This is a genomic window from Bacillus nitratireducens (assembly GCF_001884135.1).
In the GTDB taxonomy this organism is placed as follows: Bacteria; Bacillota; Bacilli; order Bacillales; family Bacillaceae_G; genus Bacillus_A; species Bacillus_A nitratireducens.
The window spans coordinates 58487-76560 of record NZ_MAOC01000037.1 but is presented as its reverse complement, the minus strand read 5'-3'; the positions used below and the strand labels follow the sequence as shown (position 1 = coordinate 76560).

The following is an 18074-nucleotide window of genomic DNA, read 5'->3' as shown; positions in this document are numbered from 1 at the left end:
CACATAATGCCGTCGTTTTTTGTATTTACAAAATCGATAGGATATATCCGCCAAAGGCTCCGAGTATAACGATAACCCAAGGTGGTGTTTTCCAAAAAGCGAGCAAGCAAAATAGAAGAGACGCAAAAACAAAATCTACAGTGTTTATAATTGTACTTGTCCAAATAGGATCATAAAAAGCTGCTATTAAAATACCGACAACAGCTGCATTCACTCCAAGTAGTGCGCCTTGTATGTAGGATACTCTCCTTACACTGTCCCAAAATGGTAAGACGCCAATAACGAGCAGGAAAGCAGGAAGAAAGATAGCGATTGTTGCGAGTAGTGCCCCAAGTGTCCCGTTTATCACTGCTCCTATATAAGAGGCGAATGTAAATAGTGGTCCTGGTACGGCTTGTGTTAATCCATATCCAGCTAGGAACTGTTCTTTCGTCATCATTCCGTTTTGTACGAACTCACTTTCAAGAAGGGGCAGCACTACATGTCCGCCTCCAAATACAAGTGCACCAGAGCGATAGAAACTATCAAATAAAGCGATGTAATAAGAGAACGGTCTTAATATTGGTAGCAGTATTAATAGTCCGAAGAATAAGATGAGACAAGAAATTGCCACCATTTTTGAAATAGGGACGTTTATTTTTTGAGCTTGGTTAACGGGTTGGCCGCTATATAAAAACCAACCGATAAAGCCAGATACTATAATGAGAATGACTTGTGTCCAACTACTTGGCCATAATAGGGCGATTGCGGCAGTTACAATCGCGATTGTTGCACGGTTTCGGTCCGGGGTTAACTTTTGAGCCATTCCCCATATTGCATGAGCGACAATTGCAACCGCTACAAGTTTCAGTCCATGAATCCAGCCCGTACTTCCAAGTTCGAACTGATTAAGGAATGAAGCGAAGAAAACTAAAACGAGCACAGACGGTAGAGTAAATCCAATCCATGAAATTATGGATCCTAATAATCCCCCGCGTAATAATCCAATCCCCATACCGACTTGACTGCTGGCTGGTCCAGGAAGGAATTGACATAGTGCTACTAAGTCTCCGTAACTTCTTTCATCCATCCATTTTCTTTTTTGCACGTATTCATGATGGAAATACCCGAGATGAGCGACAGGGCCTCCAAACGAAGTGAGCCCTAATTTAAATGAGACGAGAAAAATCTCCATTAATAATCGTAAAGAGTAGTTGTTATTTTTCAAAATGGCCTCCAAGAATGTTTTTCTAAGTGCATTATACAAGAGGCAGTAAAGTGAATGAAATGATTTCTATGTAAAGATTCTGTGAATCTTTTAGTTGTAATTAAAAATTGAAAAAGTCATAAATGATTATGTCTAAACCATAAAGTAGTAGAAGTAGTGCTGGGAAATTTATATGAGGAGAATGCCCGTATGACAACACATTTCTTTGCTAGGTTAACAGGGAAGAGGGAAATACCTCCTGTAAATACAGAAGCTTATGGTGTAACAGAGTTCATTTTTAGTGAGGATTTAAAGAAGTTGCAATATCGAATCATATTGAAAAATGTTGAAAAAGTTACATCGTGTCAAATTCATTTAGGGAAAGCAGATCAAATTGGTCCAGTTGTTTTAAGTTTGTTTGGTCCGCTAAAGCAAGGTATTAGTGTAAATGAAGGAGTCGTTACTGGCGTAGCAAATGTGGAGGATTTTGAAGGGCCCTTACAGGGGAGTGCATTTGACAGCTTGCTTCAAGAAATTATTCAGGCGAATGTATATGTAAATGTTTATACGAGGTCCAATAAGAAGGGAGAAATAAGGGGGAGAATAAGGAAAGTAAAGAAGTAAACGAAAAGGCTGTCCCAAAAAATTGGAACAGCCTTTTTTTATTATACTGGTTGCGGTTTTTGTGAAGTATTGTCGGTGAGTCGATATATTTAAAAAATCGCCGATATAAGTTCACTTACTACGCGCTAGGTACTACTCGAAAATATCACCTAGATCAATTTTTTACAGGTTGATTTTTAATGAAGAAGTCCATTACATAAAATACTTCGTCATCTGGTATTTGTATTTCAAATGTATTTTCAATAGGTTGCAATGCTTTTTTTACTTTCATATACATCCAGTACTCATCTTGTCTTCGTTTCTCTTTATCAGGATGAGGTAGGAGACTTTCGCCTTTTTGAAGACGGTCAACCATGCAGCTCATATGCAAAATCACACCCATTAAACTGTCAGGAGTTAGCTGTAAAGAAATTAATTCTTGAATGGTATTTAATGCATAACGAATTGTTTTAATAAGTAATGCCCCGTCGTTACGCTGCATTTGTTGCTCAAGAATATCAGCCATTTTCGCATATGTTTCTTCATACGTAATTAATTCTTGAATTGGCTGAATCGCTGTGTAGTTCACAATGTCTTGGAAGTGGTATGTTAAGCATGGTACTTGCACATCGAAATTCGTGACGATACAAATGATATTACGCTCTTTTTTTATGTTCTCAATCATTTTTGTTAAATCTTTTTCGTGAACGATGCTAATCGGAATAATTTCAATTAAGTCTTTATCAAAGCGTAAATAGTTCTCTAACATTTTTTGAATTGCTAAAGCACTTCCTTCGCCAGTTAAGCAAGCTGTTAAAATAACAGATTTCATTGGTGACAGCGGTTTTTTCTTTTCTTCTTGTACATTTAAATAGAATGGCGTTAAGTTCTTCACTGTTTCATATAGTGCATCTAATGAGTAGCCAAGCTGAGCTTTTCGAGCTGCTTCTAGTGCATGTGGTGTGCTCGTCATGGAAAGAACACGTACAGGAATTTTGAATTCAGTTTCTAATATATCACCAATATAAGCGAGAGATCCCATATCAACAAGTAAGAGAAGCCCGTTTACATTTTGAAGTGTTTTCATATACACCTTAACACGCTCTAAGAAATCTTTCGGTGATTCATGCAAGGGCATATCGATACCAGTTACTTCATCAATACCGAGCAGTTCGTTTGCGACGTTTGCCATTTCTGTTGCGATGCCATTACCATGCGCTAATATTAATACTTTTACTTCTGTTTGTGAGGCAGGAATTGGGTCAACAACGAAGAACATTGTTAAGAAGCCTGCTTCATCAATAGGCATTGTTATTTGTAATTCTTCTTCTAACAGTTGAATACATTGCATAGCTACGGAAAAAGCTTCTTTATATTTCGTACGAATTTGATTTAATTGTGGGTGGTGAATTTGTTTCCCACCCTGTAAGCGTTGTAGAGTTGTCTGTACATGTAAACCTAAAGCAAGAAACACTTTTTCATCAAAAGTTTTAGATAAATATTTTTCAGCTAGCTCTGCAATTTTTTCACACACGGAAACGATATTACGATCCACAATTTTAAAAACATTTTCATGGCTTGTTTTTTTAGACATTTGGTTAAAATATTGAACGAAAAAGCTTTGAATATCATTTTCTATTAGTAACTCTAATTCTTCCTCTTCAATGCCGCGTGCTTGAAGTTCTTCATATTTATAATCAATATAATCGTAAATAGAAGAACGTTTTTCATCTTCTGTTTTATGCTTGCTCCAGCCTTCATCACCTGTAAATACAAATGTTTCATTTGGTATTTGGTATAGGTGACGGCTCTTTCTTTCGATAAACAGTCCTTCTTTCATATACCAAGGTAAATCTGTACTTGAAACACCGACAGAATCACGTTTTTTTGTTACGAAATCAGAATAAGCTTTCGCGCAGGCAATTTGTACATCTGTTTTCAATTGACCAATGTTATTTGGGCAATTGTAAAAGACGAAGGATCGCATTGCGTTTGGACTAACATGAATCTCTTTTCGTAGTCGAATCGCTTCATTTGTGAAAAATAGTTGCAACAAAGCAAAGCGTTCTTTATGCGTTCGCTCACGAAGAGGTGGAAGCGTAACGGTCATTGGAATACGTCTTGTAAATGTTTTTAATAAAAATGAGTTTGGTTCTTCTGTTGTTGCAGTAATAATTAATACTTGTGCCTTACGTTCATTTTCTGTTTCTCCAAGGCGGCGATATACTCCGCGATCAATAAATGTGAAGAGCATTTCTTGTCCTTCTGGAGGAAGACGATGTACTTCATCTAAGAAAAGGATTCCTTCATGGGCTTTTTCAATTAAACCTTTTTGATCACTGGCACCTGTGTAAGCTCCTTTTTTTATCCCAAATAACTGTCCAAGTAGTAGTTGTGGATTGTTTGCATAATCAGCACAGTTAAAGACGATAAAAGGTGCATCTTTTGGAAGTTGTTCCACTTCAATTGCATATTCGTGCATTAAAGAAGCGAACATCGATTTTCCGACACCTGTTTCTCCAAGTAGTAAAGTATGCATACCGTTTGGAGGGTAGAGAATAGAAGCTTTTGCTTTTTCAATGGCAATTTTTAGGCTTGTATTTTCAATTGCAAATGTATCTAATGAAGTGCCCTTTATTGAATGCGTTTCCAAGGAAGTATTCGTTTCTATATAAAAACGGACAGGACGTGTACTCGTTTTTAATAAACGATCGTCTTTCACGAGCTTGTTTAAGTCGCTACTAACATTTGCACGGTCTAACTGTAGAAGTGTAGCGAGTTCAGATGCTGTTACACCTTCTATATAATTCCCTTTTTGTATTGCGTTAAAAATGAGATCTATTCGTTTCATTTCTATTCACCTCGAAACTTCATCACTATTTAAAATTTTACACAAAAATGGGAAGTGTGGGAAGAGAAAAATAAAACAGCTTTAGTATATAGGCACTAAAGCTGTTACAATCTTGTGTCTTTCCAAAAATTCACTTCGAGATGGGAAGATGGATTGTAGGGAAGTAGTTTGTATCCTTGTGATTGCAAATAATCAATTACTTTTGGGAGTATTTGCACTGTGACACTAGAATCATGCATTAAAATAACCTCTACTTGTTCATCGCTTTGATTTCGCACTCTTTCTAGTATTGCGGAAGGATTATCATAGCTTTTCCAGTCATATGTATCAATTGTCCAATCCCACATTTTATACTGGGAAGATACGAGTGCGTCGCGGTAATTCTTTTTTAAATAAGGCATGCTACCGTATGGGACACGAACGAGATGTGTATTTAGATGTGTAACTTGCCGGACAATATTTTGAGTTTGTTCCATTTCTTCAATTAAAATTGATGGATCGCCAGTATAAAGACGTTTTACATCATGTGACATGCTATGGAGGCCAATATAATGTCCATCTTTAATCAATCGCTCCATCGTTTTTTTATAATGTGGCACTTTTCCGCCGATAACGAAGAAAGTTGCTTTCCCGTTCTTCTCTTTTAAAATATTTAAAATTTGTGGTGTGTATTTATTCGGCCCGTCATCAAATGTTAAGTACGCAATTTTTTTTGTAGGAGAGGTAGTTTGAGTGCTTTGTTGATCTTCTGCTTGAATGTCTGTAGTTGCTTCTGTATTAGATGATGCGTACATAGTAATAGTTAAAAATAAAATTATACATTGAAGTAATCGCTTGATCATAACATTCACCCTCAGTTTGACAATCAAGATGTAAAAATGAAAATTTGATACTTTTTTCGTTATACGTATATCTTTCTCCAATAGAGGCACTCTCAAACAATCTATATTTTGGAAATGGGGAATGAGGATTAAAAAATAAAAATAGCATCCTCTTATGAAAAAGAGGATGCTATTTGAATATTTCATAAAAGTAAAGGCTATACTACAATTAGTCTTCGCGTTTTTTCACTTTTTTATAGAAGGAAATAATTGGTTTGTAACGTTCGTGTACAAGACCGATTACTTCAGCAATAATTTCTGTAAAGAAGATTAAAACGAAAAGAAGAATAATGGATAACCATAATGTCGCACTACTGAAAATGATTGCATTTACGCTAAAGAAAATACCAAGTGCGTAAATAATTAGTACCGTTTTACGATGAGAGAATCCCATTGCAAGCAAACGGTGATGTAAATGCGACTTATCTGGTGCTGAAATAGGCTTTTTATTTACGATACGGCGGATAATTGCAAACGTCGTATCAAATATAGGTACACCTAAAATAATAATTGGAACGATAAAGCTGAATAACGTTACGCTTTTGTATAATCCAAGTAACGATATAACAGAAATACAGTATCCTAAAAATAGTGCTCCTGTATCTCCCATGAAGATTTTTGCAGGATGGAAGTTGTAGAACAAAAATCCAATTGTACTTGCTAATGTGATTAGTGCTAGAGGTAATATAATAGCTGCTCCAGTACCCCATGGGCTAGTGAAGGCCATATATGCTAGCGTTGCAAGTACGATAGATGAAATCCCTGCGGATAATCCATCTAATCCATCAATTAAGTTGATGGCATTTGTAATACCGACAATCCAAAATACTGTAATTGGATAAGCAAGCCACCCGAGTTCAGTATCTCCAAGAATTGGAATATATAATACTTGCACTAATAATCCACTTTTTACAATCATGATGGCAACTAATAGTTGTCCACCGAATTTTACCTTCGCAGATAGTTCGTACATATCATCTAAAATCCCGATGATAACAATAATGATAGCACCTAAAGTTATCGATAGCATTCTTTGTTCGTACAATCCACCGACAACAAATCCTACAGCTACACCGATAAAAATTGCTAACCCGCCAAGACGAGGCATAATTTTTTGGTGTACTTTACGTGCGTTTGGTTTATCTGTTGCTCCTATTTTGAAAGCTAATTTAATAACTAAAGGAGTAACGACGAGTACAGTGATGAAAGATGCCAAAATGGCATAAATCACTTGTGAGTCCATTAATACCCCACCTTTTATAGTTTAACGTAATTTTTCTAATTGTATTTATCTGAAAATTATGATGTTTATTTACAGGCTCATAACATATGGTATCACAAAAAGATTAGAATTCAATCTTTTTTTCTTTTAGCTGTAAATGGCAGTGCATAGAATATATGACAATTGTATATAGAATGTTGAATCGTTTGAGAAGGTTGTTCATATTGCGACTTGAAATATGACAGTGTATCTGCCTCGTCTATAACAAGTATTTTATTATAAGTGTTGCACGTAAAAATGAGTAAGTTCCGTGTTAAAATGTGGGAATTTACATTTTATATATATTGCATCATTTAACTTTACAAAATCTTAAAAATGAATAAAAAGACAATTCATATAATAAATAAGAAAAAAAGTTTTCTTATTTTTGGTGCGAGAGGGGGAAGCACAGTGGTGATTCTATGTATTCGTATATTTTCTTATGTATATTCCTGTGCGAAAGGAAAATGAAAATTACGATAATAGGTACCGGATATGTTGGATTGATTACAGGAGTAGGATTGGCGAAATTGGGGCATTCAGTCACATGTTTTGATATAAATAGTGAAAAAATTGAACGGATCAAACAAGGCGAGTTACCTATTTATGAATGTGGATTAAATGAATTAATAAATGAAGAGTATGAGAACAATCATTTAACTTTTACAGCAAGCAGACTAACTGCATTTAATGATGTAGAGTTTATATTTATTGCAGTTGGAACGCCATCTTTATTAGATGGAACAGCAGATTTAACCTATATTCGTAGTGCTTGTGATGATATTGGAGCATATGTGAATAACGATATTATTGTTGTTACGAAAAGTACGGTTCCAGTAGGTACAAATGATGTGATGAGGGAATGGATTGAGGAGAAACTACAAGGTAGACACGAATTACATATCGTATCGAATCCAGAATTTTTAAGGGAAGGTTCTGGTATTTATGATTTTTTTCATGGTGATCGCATTGTAATTGGAGCATGTAGTGAGGAAGCAGCAAGGAAAGTAGAGAATTTGTACAGTAAATTAAGCTTACAAACGTATATTACGGATATTCGAAGTGCTGAGATGATTAAATATGCATCTAATGCTTTTTTGGCTACGAAGATTAGTTTTATCAATGAGATTTCCAATATATGTGAGCAGGTGGGTGCAGATATAGTAGATGTATCTACAGGGATGGGGATGGATAAAAGAATTGGTGCATCTTTTTTAAATGCAGGCATTGGATATGGAGGGTCTTGTTTTCCGAAAGATACGAAAGCACTTGTGCAAATTGCAGGGAATGTTTCTCATGATTTTCGCTTGTTGAAAGCAGTCATTGAAGTGAATAATAAACAACAGTTGCTGTTAATAGAAAAAGCGAAGAAAATGATAAATATGAAGAGGAAGCGGATTGCGGTTCTTGGTGCAGCATTCAAACCGAATACTGACGATATTAGGGAAGCACCCTCTCTCATTATAATATGAGAATTAATTAATATAGGTGCAGATGTGGTTGTATATGACCCGCAGGCTATTCAAAATGTAAAAGGTATGTTTGGAAATGCTATACGATACGCTGAGTGTATAGACGAATCGATTAGAGCGGCAAATGCAGTTTTTATCGTAACAGAATGGGAATCAATTCGAAATTATCCGCTAGAGAAGTATGTACAGCTTATGAGGGAACCTATTCTATTTGATGGGAGAAATTGTTATACTAATGAGGATGCCGAGAGGCAGGGGTTAGATTATTACTCAGTTGGGCGAAAAGGCGTCTGTAATAGTAATGTTTCTCAGGTACGTTAAAAAGTGTATTTTCACATGCATATTTTTATATGCGATAATAGAAGTTGTAACTAGTGAAAGAAAAGAGGCAATGAAATGACTGAACGTTTAAAAGTAATGACAATTTTCGGGACACGACCAGAAGCAATTAAAATGGCACCTCTTGTATTAGAGTTGCAAAAGCACCCAGAAAAAATTGAATCGATTGTGACTGTAACAGCACAACACCGTCAAATGTTAGATCAAGTATTAAATATCTTTGGAATTACGCCAGATTTCGATTTGAATATCATGAAAGATCGTCAAACGTTAATTGATATTACAACACGTGGTTTAGAAGGTTTAGATAAAGTAATGAAAGAAGCGAAGCCTGATATCGTACTTGTGCATGGTGATACAACGACGACATTTATTGCAAGCTTAGCTGCTTTCTATAATCAAATTCCAGTAGGACATGTTGAAGCAGGACTTCGTACATGGGATAAGTATTCTCCATATCCAGAAGAGATGAATCGCCAACTAACAGGTGTAATGGCGGATCTTCATTTCTCACCTACAACAAAATCAGCAACGAACTTACAAAAAGAAAATAAAGATGAGTCACGCATTTTCGTAACAGGAAATACAGCGATCGATGCACTGAAGACGACTGTAAAAGAAACTTATAGCCATCCGGTATTAGAAAAACTTGGAAATGATCGTCTTGTACTTATGACAGCACATCGTCGTGAAAACTTAGGGGAACCAATGCGCAATATGTTCCGTGCAATTAAGCGTCTTGTTGATAAACACGAAGATGTACAAGTTGTATACCCTGTTCATATGAATCCTGTTGTTCGTGAAATAGCGAATGATATTTTAGGCGAGCATAGCCGCATTCATTTAATTGAGCCGCTAGATGTAATCGATTTTCATAACGTTGCAGCTCGTTCATACTTAATGTTAACTGATTCTGGTGGTGTACAAGAAGAAGCACCGTCACTAGGTGTGCCAGTTCTTGTCCTTCGTGACACGACGGAACGCCCAGAAGGTATCGAAGCAGGTACGCTGAAATTAGCAGGAACAGATGAAGAAACAATCTTTGGTCTTGCTGATGAGTTGTTATCAGATAAAGAAGCTCATGATAAGATGACGAAAGCATCTAATCCTTACGGCGACGGTCGTGCATCAGAGCGTATTGTAGAAGCGATTTTACAACACTTCAACAAATAAAGTGAAACTTTACTAAATGGAAGGTTGCATCCTTCATTTAGTATTAGCCCACAACAATCGCGGGAAATAAAAAGAGCCAAATCGTATACGATTTGGCTTTTTTTATTCATGATTCCTCATAATCCACTCTGCATGAGCATTTGTAGAAGGAGGAGGTGGTGGTGTTTTGTTCTCACTCGGTTCCTTCTTTTGTTTTGCGATGGAGTTAGAATCAGAATTTGTACTCTCATTTTTTGTAGTTTCTGTTGGGGCTTGTTCTTTTTCCCCTATTTCTTTTAATATCTCGTTACGAGTTGTCTCTACACTGATTGGGTCTGGAAGGAAATAATAAATACCACCAATTTTTTTATCTTCTCCTTCAAGCTTTAATGTTTGGATCGTTTGTGGGTCGAATCCAGAGATTTTATTGTAAAGAGCAAGTCCGTCAGAAATAGGAATATCGGTTTTTATATATTTCCCAACTACCGCGGTTAAATCTTTAATTTTAAATACGGTTGAAGCAGAATTTAGCTGTTGGGCAACAGCCGCCAGTACTTGCCTTTGTCTCGCTGCTCGGCCATAGTCACCGTTAGGATCTTGCTTTCGCATGCGGACGTAAGCGAGTGCCTCTTCACCGTTTAAGTCTTGTTTACCTTGTTTAAAGTGAATTAATTTGTAATAATCTATATCGGAGCGCTCCTCGAAATCAAAAGGAACATCAACTGTAATACCTCCAACAGCATCAACGATACCTTTAAAGCCTTGGAAATCAATTTTAATATAATGATCAACAGGGACTTTTAAAAATCCTTCGACGGTGTCAATTGCCATTTTTTCTCCACCATAAGCATGGGCAGCGTTAATTTTGTCTTCTTTATTTTTACCAACAATCTTAACACGAGAATCGCGAGGGATACTCATAAGTGAAACCTTTTTTGAGTTTGGATTAACTGTCGCGAACATAAGTGAATCTGTTCGGCCGTTTTGACCATCTGTTGCGTAATCCTCAATACCCATAATTAGTATTGTGAAAGGTTTTTTTGTGATTTCCACATCTTCTGCTCGTAATTTAGATTTTTCACGGTTAAATCCACTGTACATCCCCATGAGAGAAGTGTAGGAATTTAATACATAAAGTCCTACGCTACCAAATAAAAATGCGAAAATAAGAAAGAAAAAAAGTTTTCTTCTACGTTTCTTTTTTATTCTGCTATTTTGGAGATGATAATAACGTTCTTCCATATATAATCTCCTTAGTTCATTTGTAGGGAATTAATTCACTACATTAATCTTTAGAGGCGATAAGTTAGCTATTCTTAGATAACGTCTTGTTCTAAGTACAACATATCTCCTTCTTTAATTGTACACTTCCCATTTGTTAATTCAATCATCCAATCTATGAATGGTTGTTTTTTGTCCTCTTCTACATAAGTATCGAATGTGACATTTTCTAGATAGTGTATATCTTTAATGGCATATTCTGAATTACGTAATTCATTTTCTAGCTTGCCAAGCAACGTATAATCAATTTCTGTTTGCATAACGCGCATTAGTTTTCGTTCAACAACGCCGACATGGTTAAGACCTTCACTTGTACATTTTCCATATGCACGAATTAATCCACCAGCACCAAGTTTAATGCCGCCAAAATAGCGTGTAACGACGACGACAGTATCTTTTAGACCTCGTTTTTTTAATACTTCTAACATAGGTACACCAGCTGTGCCGCTCGGTTCACCGTCATCATTCGCTTTTTGAATTTGATCTTGTTCACCGATTAAATATGCAGAACAATTATGTGTTGCATTCCAATTTTGTTTTTTTATTTTTTGTATAAATGCTTGAGCTTCCTCTTCTGTTGTGGCGCGATTTACATAGCAAATGAATCTTGATTTTTGAATGACAATTTCGTGCTCGCCGTAGCCTTTGATTGTTAAATATTGTAATAACAATGGTATACGCCCCTATTCTTCAAAATGACTAGTACTTTACATTTTAAAAGCGGTTGTTTTTATATTCAAACATTTTTTGCAAATATGTTGAAATTTTTGATGAGGATTTGATCTTGTTGTTGTAATTTGTCGAGAGGGTGATTACAATTTCTAATTGGCATTTTTATGTATGGATGCACCTTTTCTCGTTTTCGTGTAAAATTAGGGAATAAAATTTTTTTATAAGGCAGGTACGAAAATGAAAACAGCTATTGTTACTGATAGTACAGCATATATACCGAAGCATATTCGTGATGAACTCAATATATATATGATTCCATTAAACGTTGTGTTTGGAACGGAATCTTATCAAGAAGAGGCTGAAATTTCAGCAAATGATTTTTATGTAAAAGTACGTGAACAAGAAGAACTTCCGAAAACTTCGCAACCAGCAATTGGAAAGTTTTTAGAGTTATATGAAGAGTTATCTAAAGAATATGATGCAGTTATTAGCATTCACCTTTCCAGTGGAATTAGTGGTACATACCAAACGGCAACGACAGCTGGACAGATGGTAGATGGTATCGATGTATATACGTACGACTCTGAAATTAGTTGTGAAGTACAAGGATTTTACGTGCGTGAAGGTGCGAAATTAGCAGGTGAAGGGAAAGCTCCAGAAGAGGTTATCGCTCGCTTTGATGAAATGAAAAAAACGATGGATGCTTATTTTGTAGTAGATGATTTACATCATTTACAGCGCGGTGGAAGATTAAATAGCGCGCAAGCTTTCATCGGCAGTTTGTTACAAGTAAAACCAGTATTATACTTTAGAGATAAAATAATTATTCCATTCGAAAAAATTCGTACGCGTAAAAAAGCATTAAAACGTATCGTTGAAATCTTTGATGAGCAGGCAAGTAAAGGTGTGCCTATGGAGGTTGTTATTATTCATGCGAATCGTGAAGAGGAAGCTAATGAATGGAAACAAGAATTAGAAGAGATATACCCTCACGTTACAATTCGTACGAGTTATTTCGGAGCTGTAATTGGGACGCATTTAGGTGAAGGTGCGCTTGGTTTAGGCTGGTATACGAAGTGATAAAGATGTAAAAGCTCTCTTACTTGAAGAGGGTTTTTTACGGGTATTTTACGAAGAATTGACAAGTTAATATTTGGAAATGGTAAAATGTACGTAAAATTAAATAATGAGGAAAGTTTTATTACTTACTTTTTACAAGAAACTATTTTATAATGGAAGAGAGGTGAAACATATGGAGCATAATTCTTGTTTATGTCCAAAGTTTGAGTCAGCTTTTACATTGCTTAGTAAGAAATGGACTGGCTTAATTATTAAATCTTTGTTGGAAGAGCCGAAACGTTTTAGAGAAATCGCAGATATTATACCGAATATGAGCGATCGTATGTTGTCAGAACGTTTAAAGGAATTAGAAGGTGAAGGTATTGTAGTTCGTAATGTTTACCCAGAAGTACCAGTTAGAATCGAGTATGGTTTAACTGATAAAGGGAAAGCGTTGGAACGTGTTATGGATGAAGTCCAAAATTGGGCTGAGAAATGGATGAAGTAACGTTTCTATCTCATTCATACTTGGAGTATTTTCAAAACGTAAGGGATTCCCTTACGTTTTTTTCAATTCTATAAAAAATATCGGAAGTCACCTAAATTTCTACATATATATACAAAATTAGATATATTTTGCTATAGAGATAAATGTAATATTACATTTATTTTACAAAACCGTAACATTAGCAAAAAAACTCCCGAATTATGGTATAAATTTTAATAGGTTATATACGGAAAATGAAAAAAGAAAGCGGTGTAAAAAATAAAATGAAAAAGCTAAAAATGGCATCTTGCGCATTAGTTGCAGGGTTAATGTTTTCAGGGCTAACACCAAATGTATTTGCAGAGGATAAAATTTCTGACGTGAACTCACAAATTAACACACAAAATGACACTTTACATAAACAACAACAAGAACGTGATGAATTACAAAAACAAATGAACGACTTAAACAAAACAATTCAAGGTTTAGATAAGTCTGTTCAAGAGAACGCTGCAAAACTTGATGAAACAACGAAAAAAGTTTCTGATACTGAGCAATTAATTGAAAAGAAAAATAAAGATATTGCAGAATTACAAACAAAGATTGCAAAACGTGAAGAGTTATTAAGAAAACGTTTAGTTGCACTACAAGAACAACCAAACACGAACGTTGTAACAGAAGTTCTTGTAAACTCTAAAAACATTGCAGATTTAGTGGATCGTTTCAATTCTATGTCTAAAATTCTTGAGTCTGACGAAGATATCATGAAAACTCAACAAGAAGATCAAACGAACGTGAAAAAAGATGTTGAGACAGTAAAAGAAAAACAAAAAGAATTAAAAGAAGCACAAGCTCAAATTGAAACTGCTAAGAAAGAACTTGACGCTGAAAAAGAGAAAAAAGCAACAGCGGTAAACGATTTAAGCGGTAAAATGGATACAGTTGTAACTACGATGACAAGCACGGAAAGTCAATTGAAAGATCTTGAGAAACAAGCACTGCAATTACAACGTATTGCGGAAGAAGAAGCGCAAGCAAAAGCGGCACAAGAAGCTGCTGCTCAAAAACAAGCAGAACAAGCGGCTAAAGAAGCACAAGCTCAACCAGCTGCAGCCCCAGCGCAGCAAGCTGCACCAGCGAATAATGGTGGACAAGCTCAAAAAGAAGAACCTAAAAAAGAAGAACCTAAAAAAGAAGAGCCTAAAAAAGAAGAGCCTAAAAAAGAAGAGCCTAAAAAAGAGACACCTAAACAAGAAAACAAAAAACCAGAGCCAGCACCAGGTCCAACTCCGGTTCCTGGCGTAATTGGTAAAGCACAACAATACTTAGGTATGCCTTATGTTTGGGCAAGTGCATCTCCATCAAACGGTGGTTTTGACTGTAGTGGATTCATTTCTTACATTTATGGTGTAGGTCGTCAAGATGTTAATGGATATTGGAATTCAGTTTCTAAAGTAAGTAGCCCACAGCCTGGAGATTTAGTGTTCTTCCAAAACACTTATAAAAATGGTCCGTCTCACATCGGTATTTATGTTGGAAATGGACAAATGATTCATGCGAGTGATAAAGGGATTGCGTACGGTGATATTAACAGTTCGTACAACCAAAAACATTTCTTAGGATACGGTAGATTCTAGGATTTATAATTGAATAAAATACGTGTATAAAGTCGATAGCTTACTATTTTATAAGTAGGTTATCGGCTTTTTTGAGTTTTTACGAGATAAAGAGAAGGATTTATAGTAGTGCTGGAGGTGGTTATTGATGATGTTAGCTGGTAGACAGTTATTGTTAAAAGAACTTTCTTCAGATTTGCAGGATAAATTGGATCATTTGAAAAGGAACCGAGAAGTCGTTTGTGTGCAAGGTGTAATTAAGAAATTTTCAAAATATACGTGCCAGCGTTGCGGCAATATAGAGCAACGACTATTTGCATCATTTGTATGTAAACGGTGCAGTAAAGTATGTACGTATTGTTGTAAGTGTATAACGATGGGAAGGGTCAGTGAATGTGCTGTACTGGTGCGCGGGGCTGGAAAAACAGAAATGTTGTTTTGTGGAATTGCAGAGGCACTACAAAGGGGAGAGAGAGTTTGCATTGCAACGCCGAGAACGGACGTTGTACTTGAGTTAGCACCAAGATTATAAGAAGTGTTTCCGAATATAAATGTAGCTGCTTTATACGGAGGGAGTTTAGACGGAGAAAAAGATGCGGCGTTAATCGTTGCGACTACACATCAATTGTTACGTTACTATAGAGCGTTCCATGTCATGATTGTAGATGAGATAGATGCTTTTCCATATCATGCGGATAAGATGTTGCATTATGCAGTAAACGAAGCGATGAAAGAGGAGGCAGCACGTATTTATTTAACTGCAACTCCAGATGAAACGTGGAAGCGCAAATTGCGGAATGGTAAGCAAAAAGGGATTGTTATTCCAGGTCGTTATCATCGTCATCCATTGCCAGTCCCGATATTTCGGTGGTGCGGAAATTGGAAAAAGGGTCTTATGCGTAAAAAAATTCCTCGTGCTTTATTACAATGGTTAAATAGGTACTTATCTAAACGACATCCTATTTTTCTATTTGTGCCTCATGTGCGATATGTAGAAGAAATTAGCCAGTTATTAAAATCATTAAACAATCAAATTGACGGTGTGCATGCAGAAGATCCGGCGAGAAAAGAGAAGGTAGCAGCTTTTAGGAAGGGAGAAATCCCTTTATTGGTTACAACGACGATTTTGGAACGGGGGGTAACTGTGAAGAATTTACAAGTAGCAGTTTTAGGAGCAGAGGAAGAAATATTTTTAGAAAGTGCTCTCGTTCAAATCGCAGGGCGCGCTGGCAGAAGCTCTGATGAACCTCATGGAGATGTCATCTATTTTCATTATGGAAAGACAAAGGCGATGGTGCGTGCGAAAAAACATATTCAAAGTATGAATAAGAAGGCTAAAGAACAAGGACTGATAGATTGATGCATTGTCTACTTTGTGATGAATATATTTCGTGCGCGATTAGTTGGTACACTTTTTTTGTTAAGCCCCATAAAAAGTATATATGTGATAGATGTGAGCAGAAACTTTCCTATATTATAGGAGATATTTGCAAGGAGAGATTTCCGTCTCTCATAATGTATGGTGAAGGGATGAAAGAAATATTAGCACAGTTTAAATTTCGAGGAGATACTGAATTAGTGCATATTTTCCATCAGCCTTTTCGAAGCCTTTTTCAAAAATATTTTGCGGATATTTCAGCTGTCATTCCAGTTCCACTTAGTGAAGAGCGAGAATGCGAACGTGGTTTTAATCAAGCTGAGTTACTCGCTTCTTGTTTGCCTGTCAAAATGCTTTGTACATCATTAAAAAGAATAGAAACAGAAAAACAAAGTAAGAAGAAGCGTAAAGAAAGGGTGTCGGGGATTAATCCTTTTTATTTTCAAGGGGAAGAGATGTTTCATGAGCAACATGTTTTAATCGTGGATGATGTGTATACGACAGGAATTACTGTTAGGCAAATTGGAAGCCTTTTGTATGGTAGAGGAGCGAGAGAAGTTTCCAGTTTGACGCTTTGTAGAAGCTAATATGCGCTGTCGAAATGGGGAATAAAAAGACGACAAGTCTTCTTTGACTTAATATGTTGTCATTCGTTATAGTCAAAATATGGGGCGAATGCCCTGATTTTAAGAGTGAAGGGAATGGAATGAACATGCAAGGACGAGTAAAATGGTTCAATGCAGAAAAGGGATTTGGATTTATTGAGCGTGAAGATGGTGACGATGTTTTTGTCCATTTTTCTGCTATTCAACAAGATGGGTATAAGTCGTTAGAAGAAGGTCAACAAGTGGAGTTTGATATTGTAGATGGAGCGCGTGGACCGCAAGCGGCTAATGTTTTGAAACTGTAAAGGTTAAGTTTTTGGAAAAGATAGAGCTGTATTTTTAGCAGTATTATATAGATGGTGAAAGCTCTTGTTCGTAATAAGGGCTTTTTTGTTGTGGTGAAGTTGTCAAAAAGTTGTTTCTTTTCTGTAACTAATTGTCCACAGTTACATTCGTTATTCACGATGTTAATAGGATAAAATAAAGATAGAAACGATGCATCTTTTCATTTCAACAAAAAACGATAAAAAAATCGCAATTCCACTAATTTTTTTAAAAAAATTAGAAGGAGTTTTTAAGCCAATGTCGAAATTATAGTACATAGGCTTGAAAGGAGGAATTCATCTATGAAGTTCAACATTCGTGGTGAAAATATTGAAGTAACTCCAGCATTAAAGGAATATGTAGAGAAAAAACTAAGTAAATTAGAGCGTTATTTTGATACATTCCCAGAGATTAAGGTTAATTTAAAAGTATACTCTGACAAGCAACGTATCGAGGTAACAATTCCATTTACAGATTTATTACTTCGTGCAGAAGAAACTAATAGCGATATGTACGCTGCTATCGATTTAGTAGTTGATAAACTTGAGCGACAAATTCGTAAACATAAAACAAAAGTAAACCGTAAATTACGTGAGAAAGGTTCTGTGAAAACTAACTTTATCCTTCCGGAAGCAGTAGCTGTTCTGGATGCGGTAGAAGAGGATGAATTAGAACTTGTACGTACAAAACGATTCGATTTAAAACCGATGGACGTTGAAGAAGCGATCTTGCAAATGGATATGCTAGGACATAATTTCTTCGTCTTCACAAATGCTGATACAAATGAAACAAATGTTGTATATGGCCGTAAAGACGGAAAATATGGTTTAATCGAAACAAAATAATCATTCAAAAGCGTAGCCAAAATGGCTACGCTTTTTTATATGTTTTTTGCTTCCTTATCTTG

The 18074-nt window shown here is 36.0% G+C and carries 14 protein-coding genes and 2 pseudogenes; 10 read left to right on the top strand and 6 right to left on the bottom strand.

All coding sequences use genetic code 11. The annotated features are described in order from the left end of the window. Positions 1–25 precede the first annotated feature (25 nt). The gene (locus tag BAU23_RS13950; protein WP_071734662.1) at positions 26–1207 is read right to left on the bottom strand and encodes a chromate transporter; all 1182 of its coding nucleotides are present in this window, start codon (positions 1205–1207) and stop codon (positions 26–28) included. A 189-nt stretch (positions 1208–1396) separates the two neighbouring features. On the opposite strand from BAU23_RS13950, the gene exsM reads away from it, so the two are divergent. Next, positions 1397–1810 (top strand): exosporium regulatory protein ExsM, encoded by a 414-nt coding sequence (exsM, locus tag BAU23_RS13945; RefSeq protein WP_000207036.1) that lies wholly within the window; start codon positions 1397–1399, stop codon positions 1808–1810. A 154-nt stretch (positions 1811–1964) separates the two neighbouring features. On the opposite strand, the gene BAU23_RS13940 is transcribed toward exsM, so the two are convergent. The 3 genes from BAU23_RS13940 to BAU23_RS13930 all read right to left on the bottom strand — a co-directional run bounded on the left by BAU23_RS13940 (position 1965) and on the right by BAU23_RS13930 (position 6764). Then, on the bottom strand, positions 1965–4640 hold the full coding sequence (locus BAU23_RS13940) for a sigma-54-dependent transcriptional regulator (RefSeq protein ID WP_071734661.1): 2676 nt from the start codon (positions 4638–4640) through the stop codon (positions 1965–1967). Positions 4641–4744: 104 nt separating this feature from the next. Then, positions 4745–5482, bottom strand: coding sequence for a polysaccharide deacetylase family protein (locus tag BAU23_RS13935; RefSeq protein WP_000595944.1), 738 nt, complete (start codon positions 5480–5482; stop codon positions 4745–4747). Positions 5483–5690: 208 nt separating this feature from the next. After that, entirely contained in the window at positions 5691–6764 is a 1074-nt protein-coding gene (locus BAU23_RS13930; RefSeq protein ID WP_000378308.1) for a glycosyltransferase family 4 protein, read from the bottom strand. Positions 6765–7204: 440 nt separating this feature from the next. Here BAU23_RS13930 and BAU23_RS13925 point away from each other — a divergent pair. Then, positions 7205–8575 (top strand): annotated as a pseudogene (locus BAU23_RS13925) (UDP-glucose dehydrogenase family protein). A gap of 75 nt (positions 8576–8650) precedes the next feature. Continuing rightward, positions 8651–9766 carry a non-hydrolyzing UDP-N-acetylglucosamine 2-epimerase gene (wecB, locus tag BAU23_RS13920; protein WP_000140120.1) on the top strand — a complete coding sequence of 372 codons (1116 nt, stop codon included), beginning with the start codon at positions 8651–8653 and terminating at the stop codon, positions 9764–9766. Between the two features lie 102 nt (positions 9767–9868). Here the strand turns inward: wecB and BAU23_RS13915 are convergent, their stop codons facing one another. After that, positions 9869–10987 (bottom strand): LCP family protein, encoded by a 1119-nt coding sequence (locus tag BAU23_RS13915; protein ID WP_000392810.1) that lies wholly within the window; start codon positions 10985–10987, stop codon positions 9869–9871. A 74-nt stretch (positions 10988–11061) separates the two neighbouring features. Beyond that, positions 11062–11697, bottom strand: coding sequence for a YigZ family protein (locus BAU23_RS13910; RefSeq protein ID WP_071734660.1), 636 nt, complete (start codon positions 11695–11697; stop codon positions 11062–11064). A gap of 238 nt (positions 11698–11935) precedes the next feature. On the opposite strand from BAU23_RS13910, the gene BAU23_RS13905 reads away from it, so the two are divergent. The 7 genes and pseudogenes from BAU23_RS13905 (at position 11936) to hpf (ending at position 18012) form a co-directional block, all read left to right on the top strand. Then, a complete protein-coding gene (locus BAU23_RS13905) occupies positions 11936–12778 on the top strand; it encodes a DegV family protein (RefSeq protein WP_071734659.1) in 843 nt (280 codons plus the stop codon). 172 nt (positions 12779–12950) lie between these two features. Further along, positions 12951–13265: a winged helix-turn-helix transcriptional regulator gene (locus BAU23_RS13900; RefSeq protein ID WP_000400851.1), complete on the top strand. Its 315-nt coding sequence runs from the start codon at positions 12951–12953 to the stop codon at positions 13263–13265. Positions 13266–13498: 233 nt separating this feature from the next. Then, entirely contained in the window at positions 13499–14881 is a 1383-nt protein-coding gene (locus tag BAU23_RS13895; RefSeq protein WP_116733294.1) for a C40 family peptidase, read from the top strand. Positions 14882–15011: 130 nt separating this feature from the next. After that, positions 15012–16220 (top strand): annotated as a pseudogene (locus BAU23_RS13890) (ATP-dependent helicase ComFA). Continuing rightward, positions 16220–16825: a ComF family protein gene (locus BAU23_RS13885; RefSeq protein WP_071734658.1), complete on the top strand. Its 606-nt coding sequence runs from the start codon at positions 16220–16222 to the stop codon at positions 16823–16825. The pseudogene BAU23_RS13890 and the gene BAU23_RS13885 overlap by 1 nt, the downstream one beginning before the upstream one ends. Before the next feature lie 125 nt (positions 16826–16950). Then, positions 16951–17148, top strand: a complete 198-nt coding sequence (cspC, locus tag BAU23_RS13880) for a cold shock protein CspC (RefSeq protein WP_071734673.1) — start codon at positions 16951–16953, stop codon at positions 17146–17148. 321 nt (positions 17149–17469) lie between these two features. Further along, entirely contained in the window at positions 17470–18012 is a 543-nt protein-coding gene (hpf, locus tag BAU23_RS13875) for a ribosome hibernation-promoting factor, HPF/YfiA family (protein ID WP_000671183.1), read from the top strand. Positions 18013–18074 lie beyond the last annotated feature (62 nt).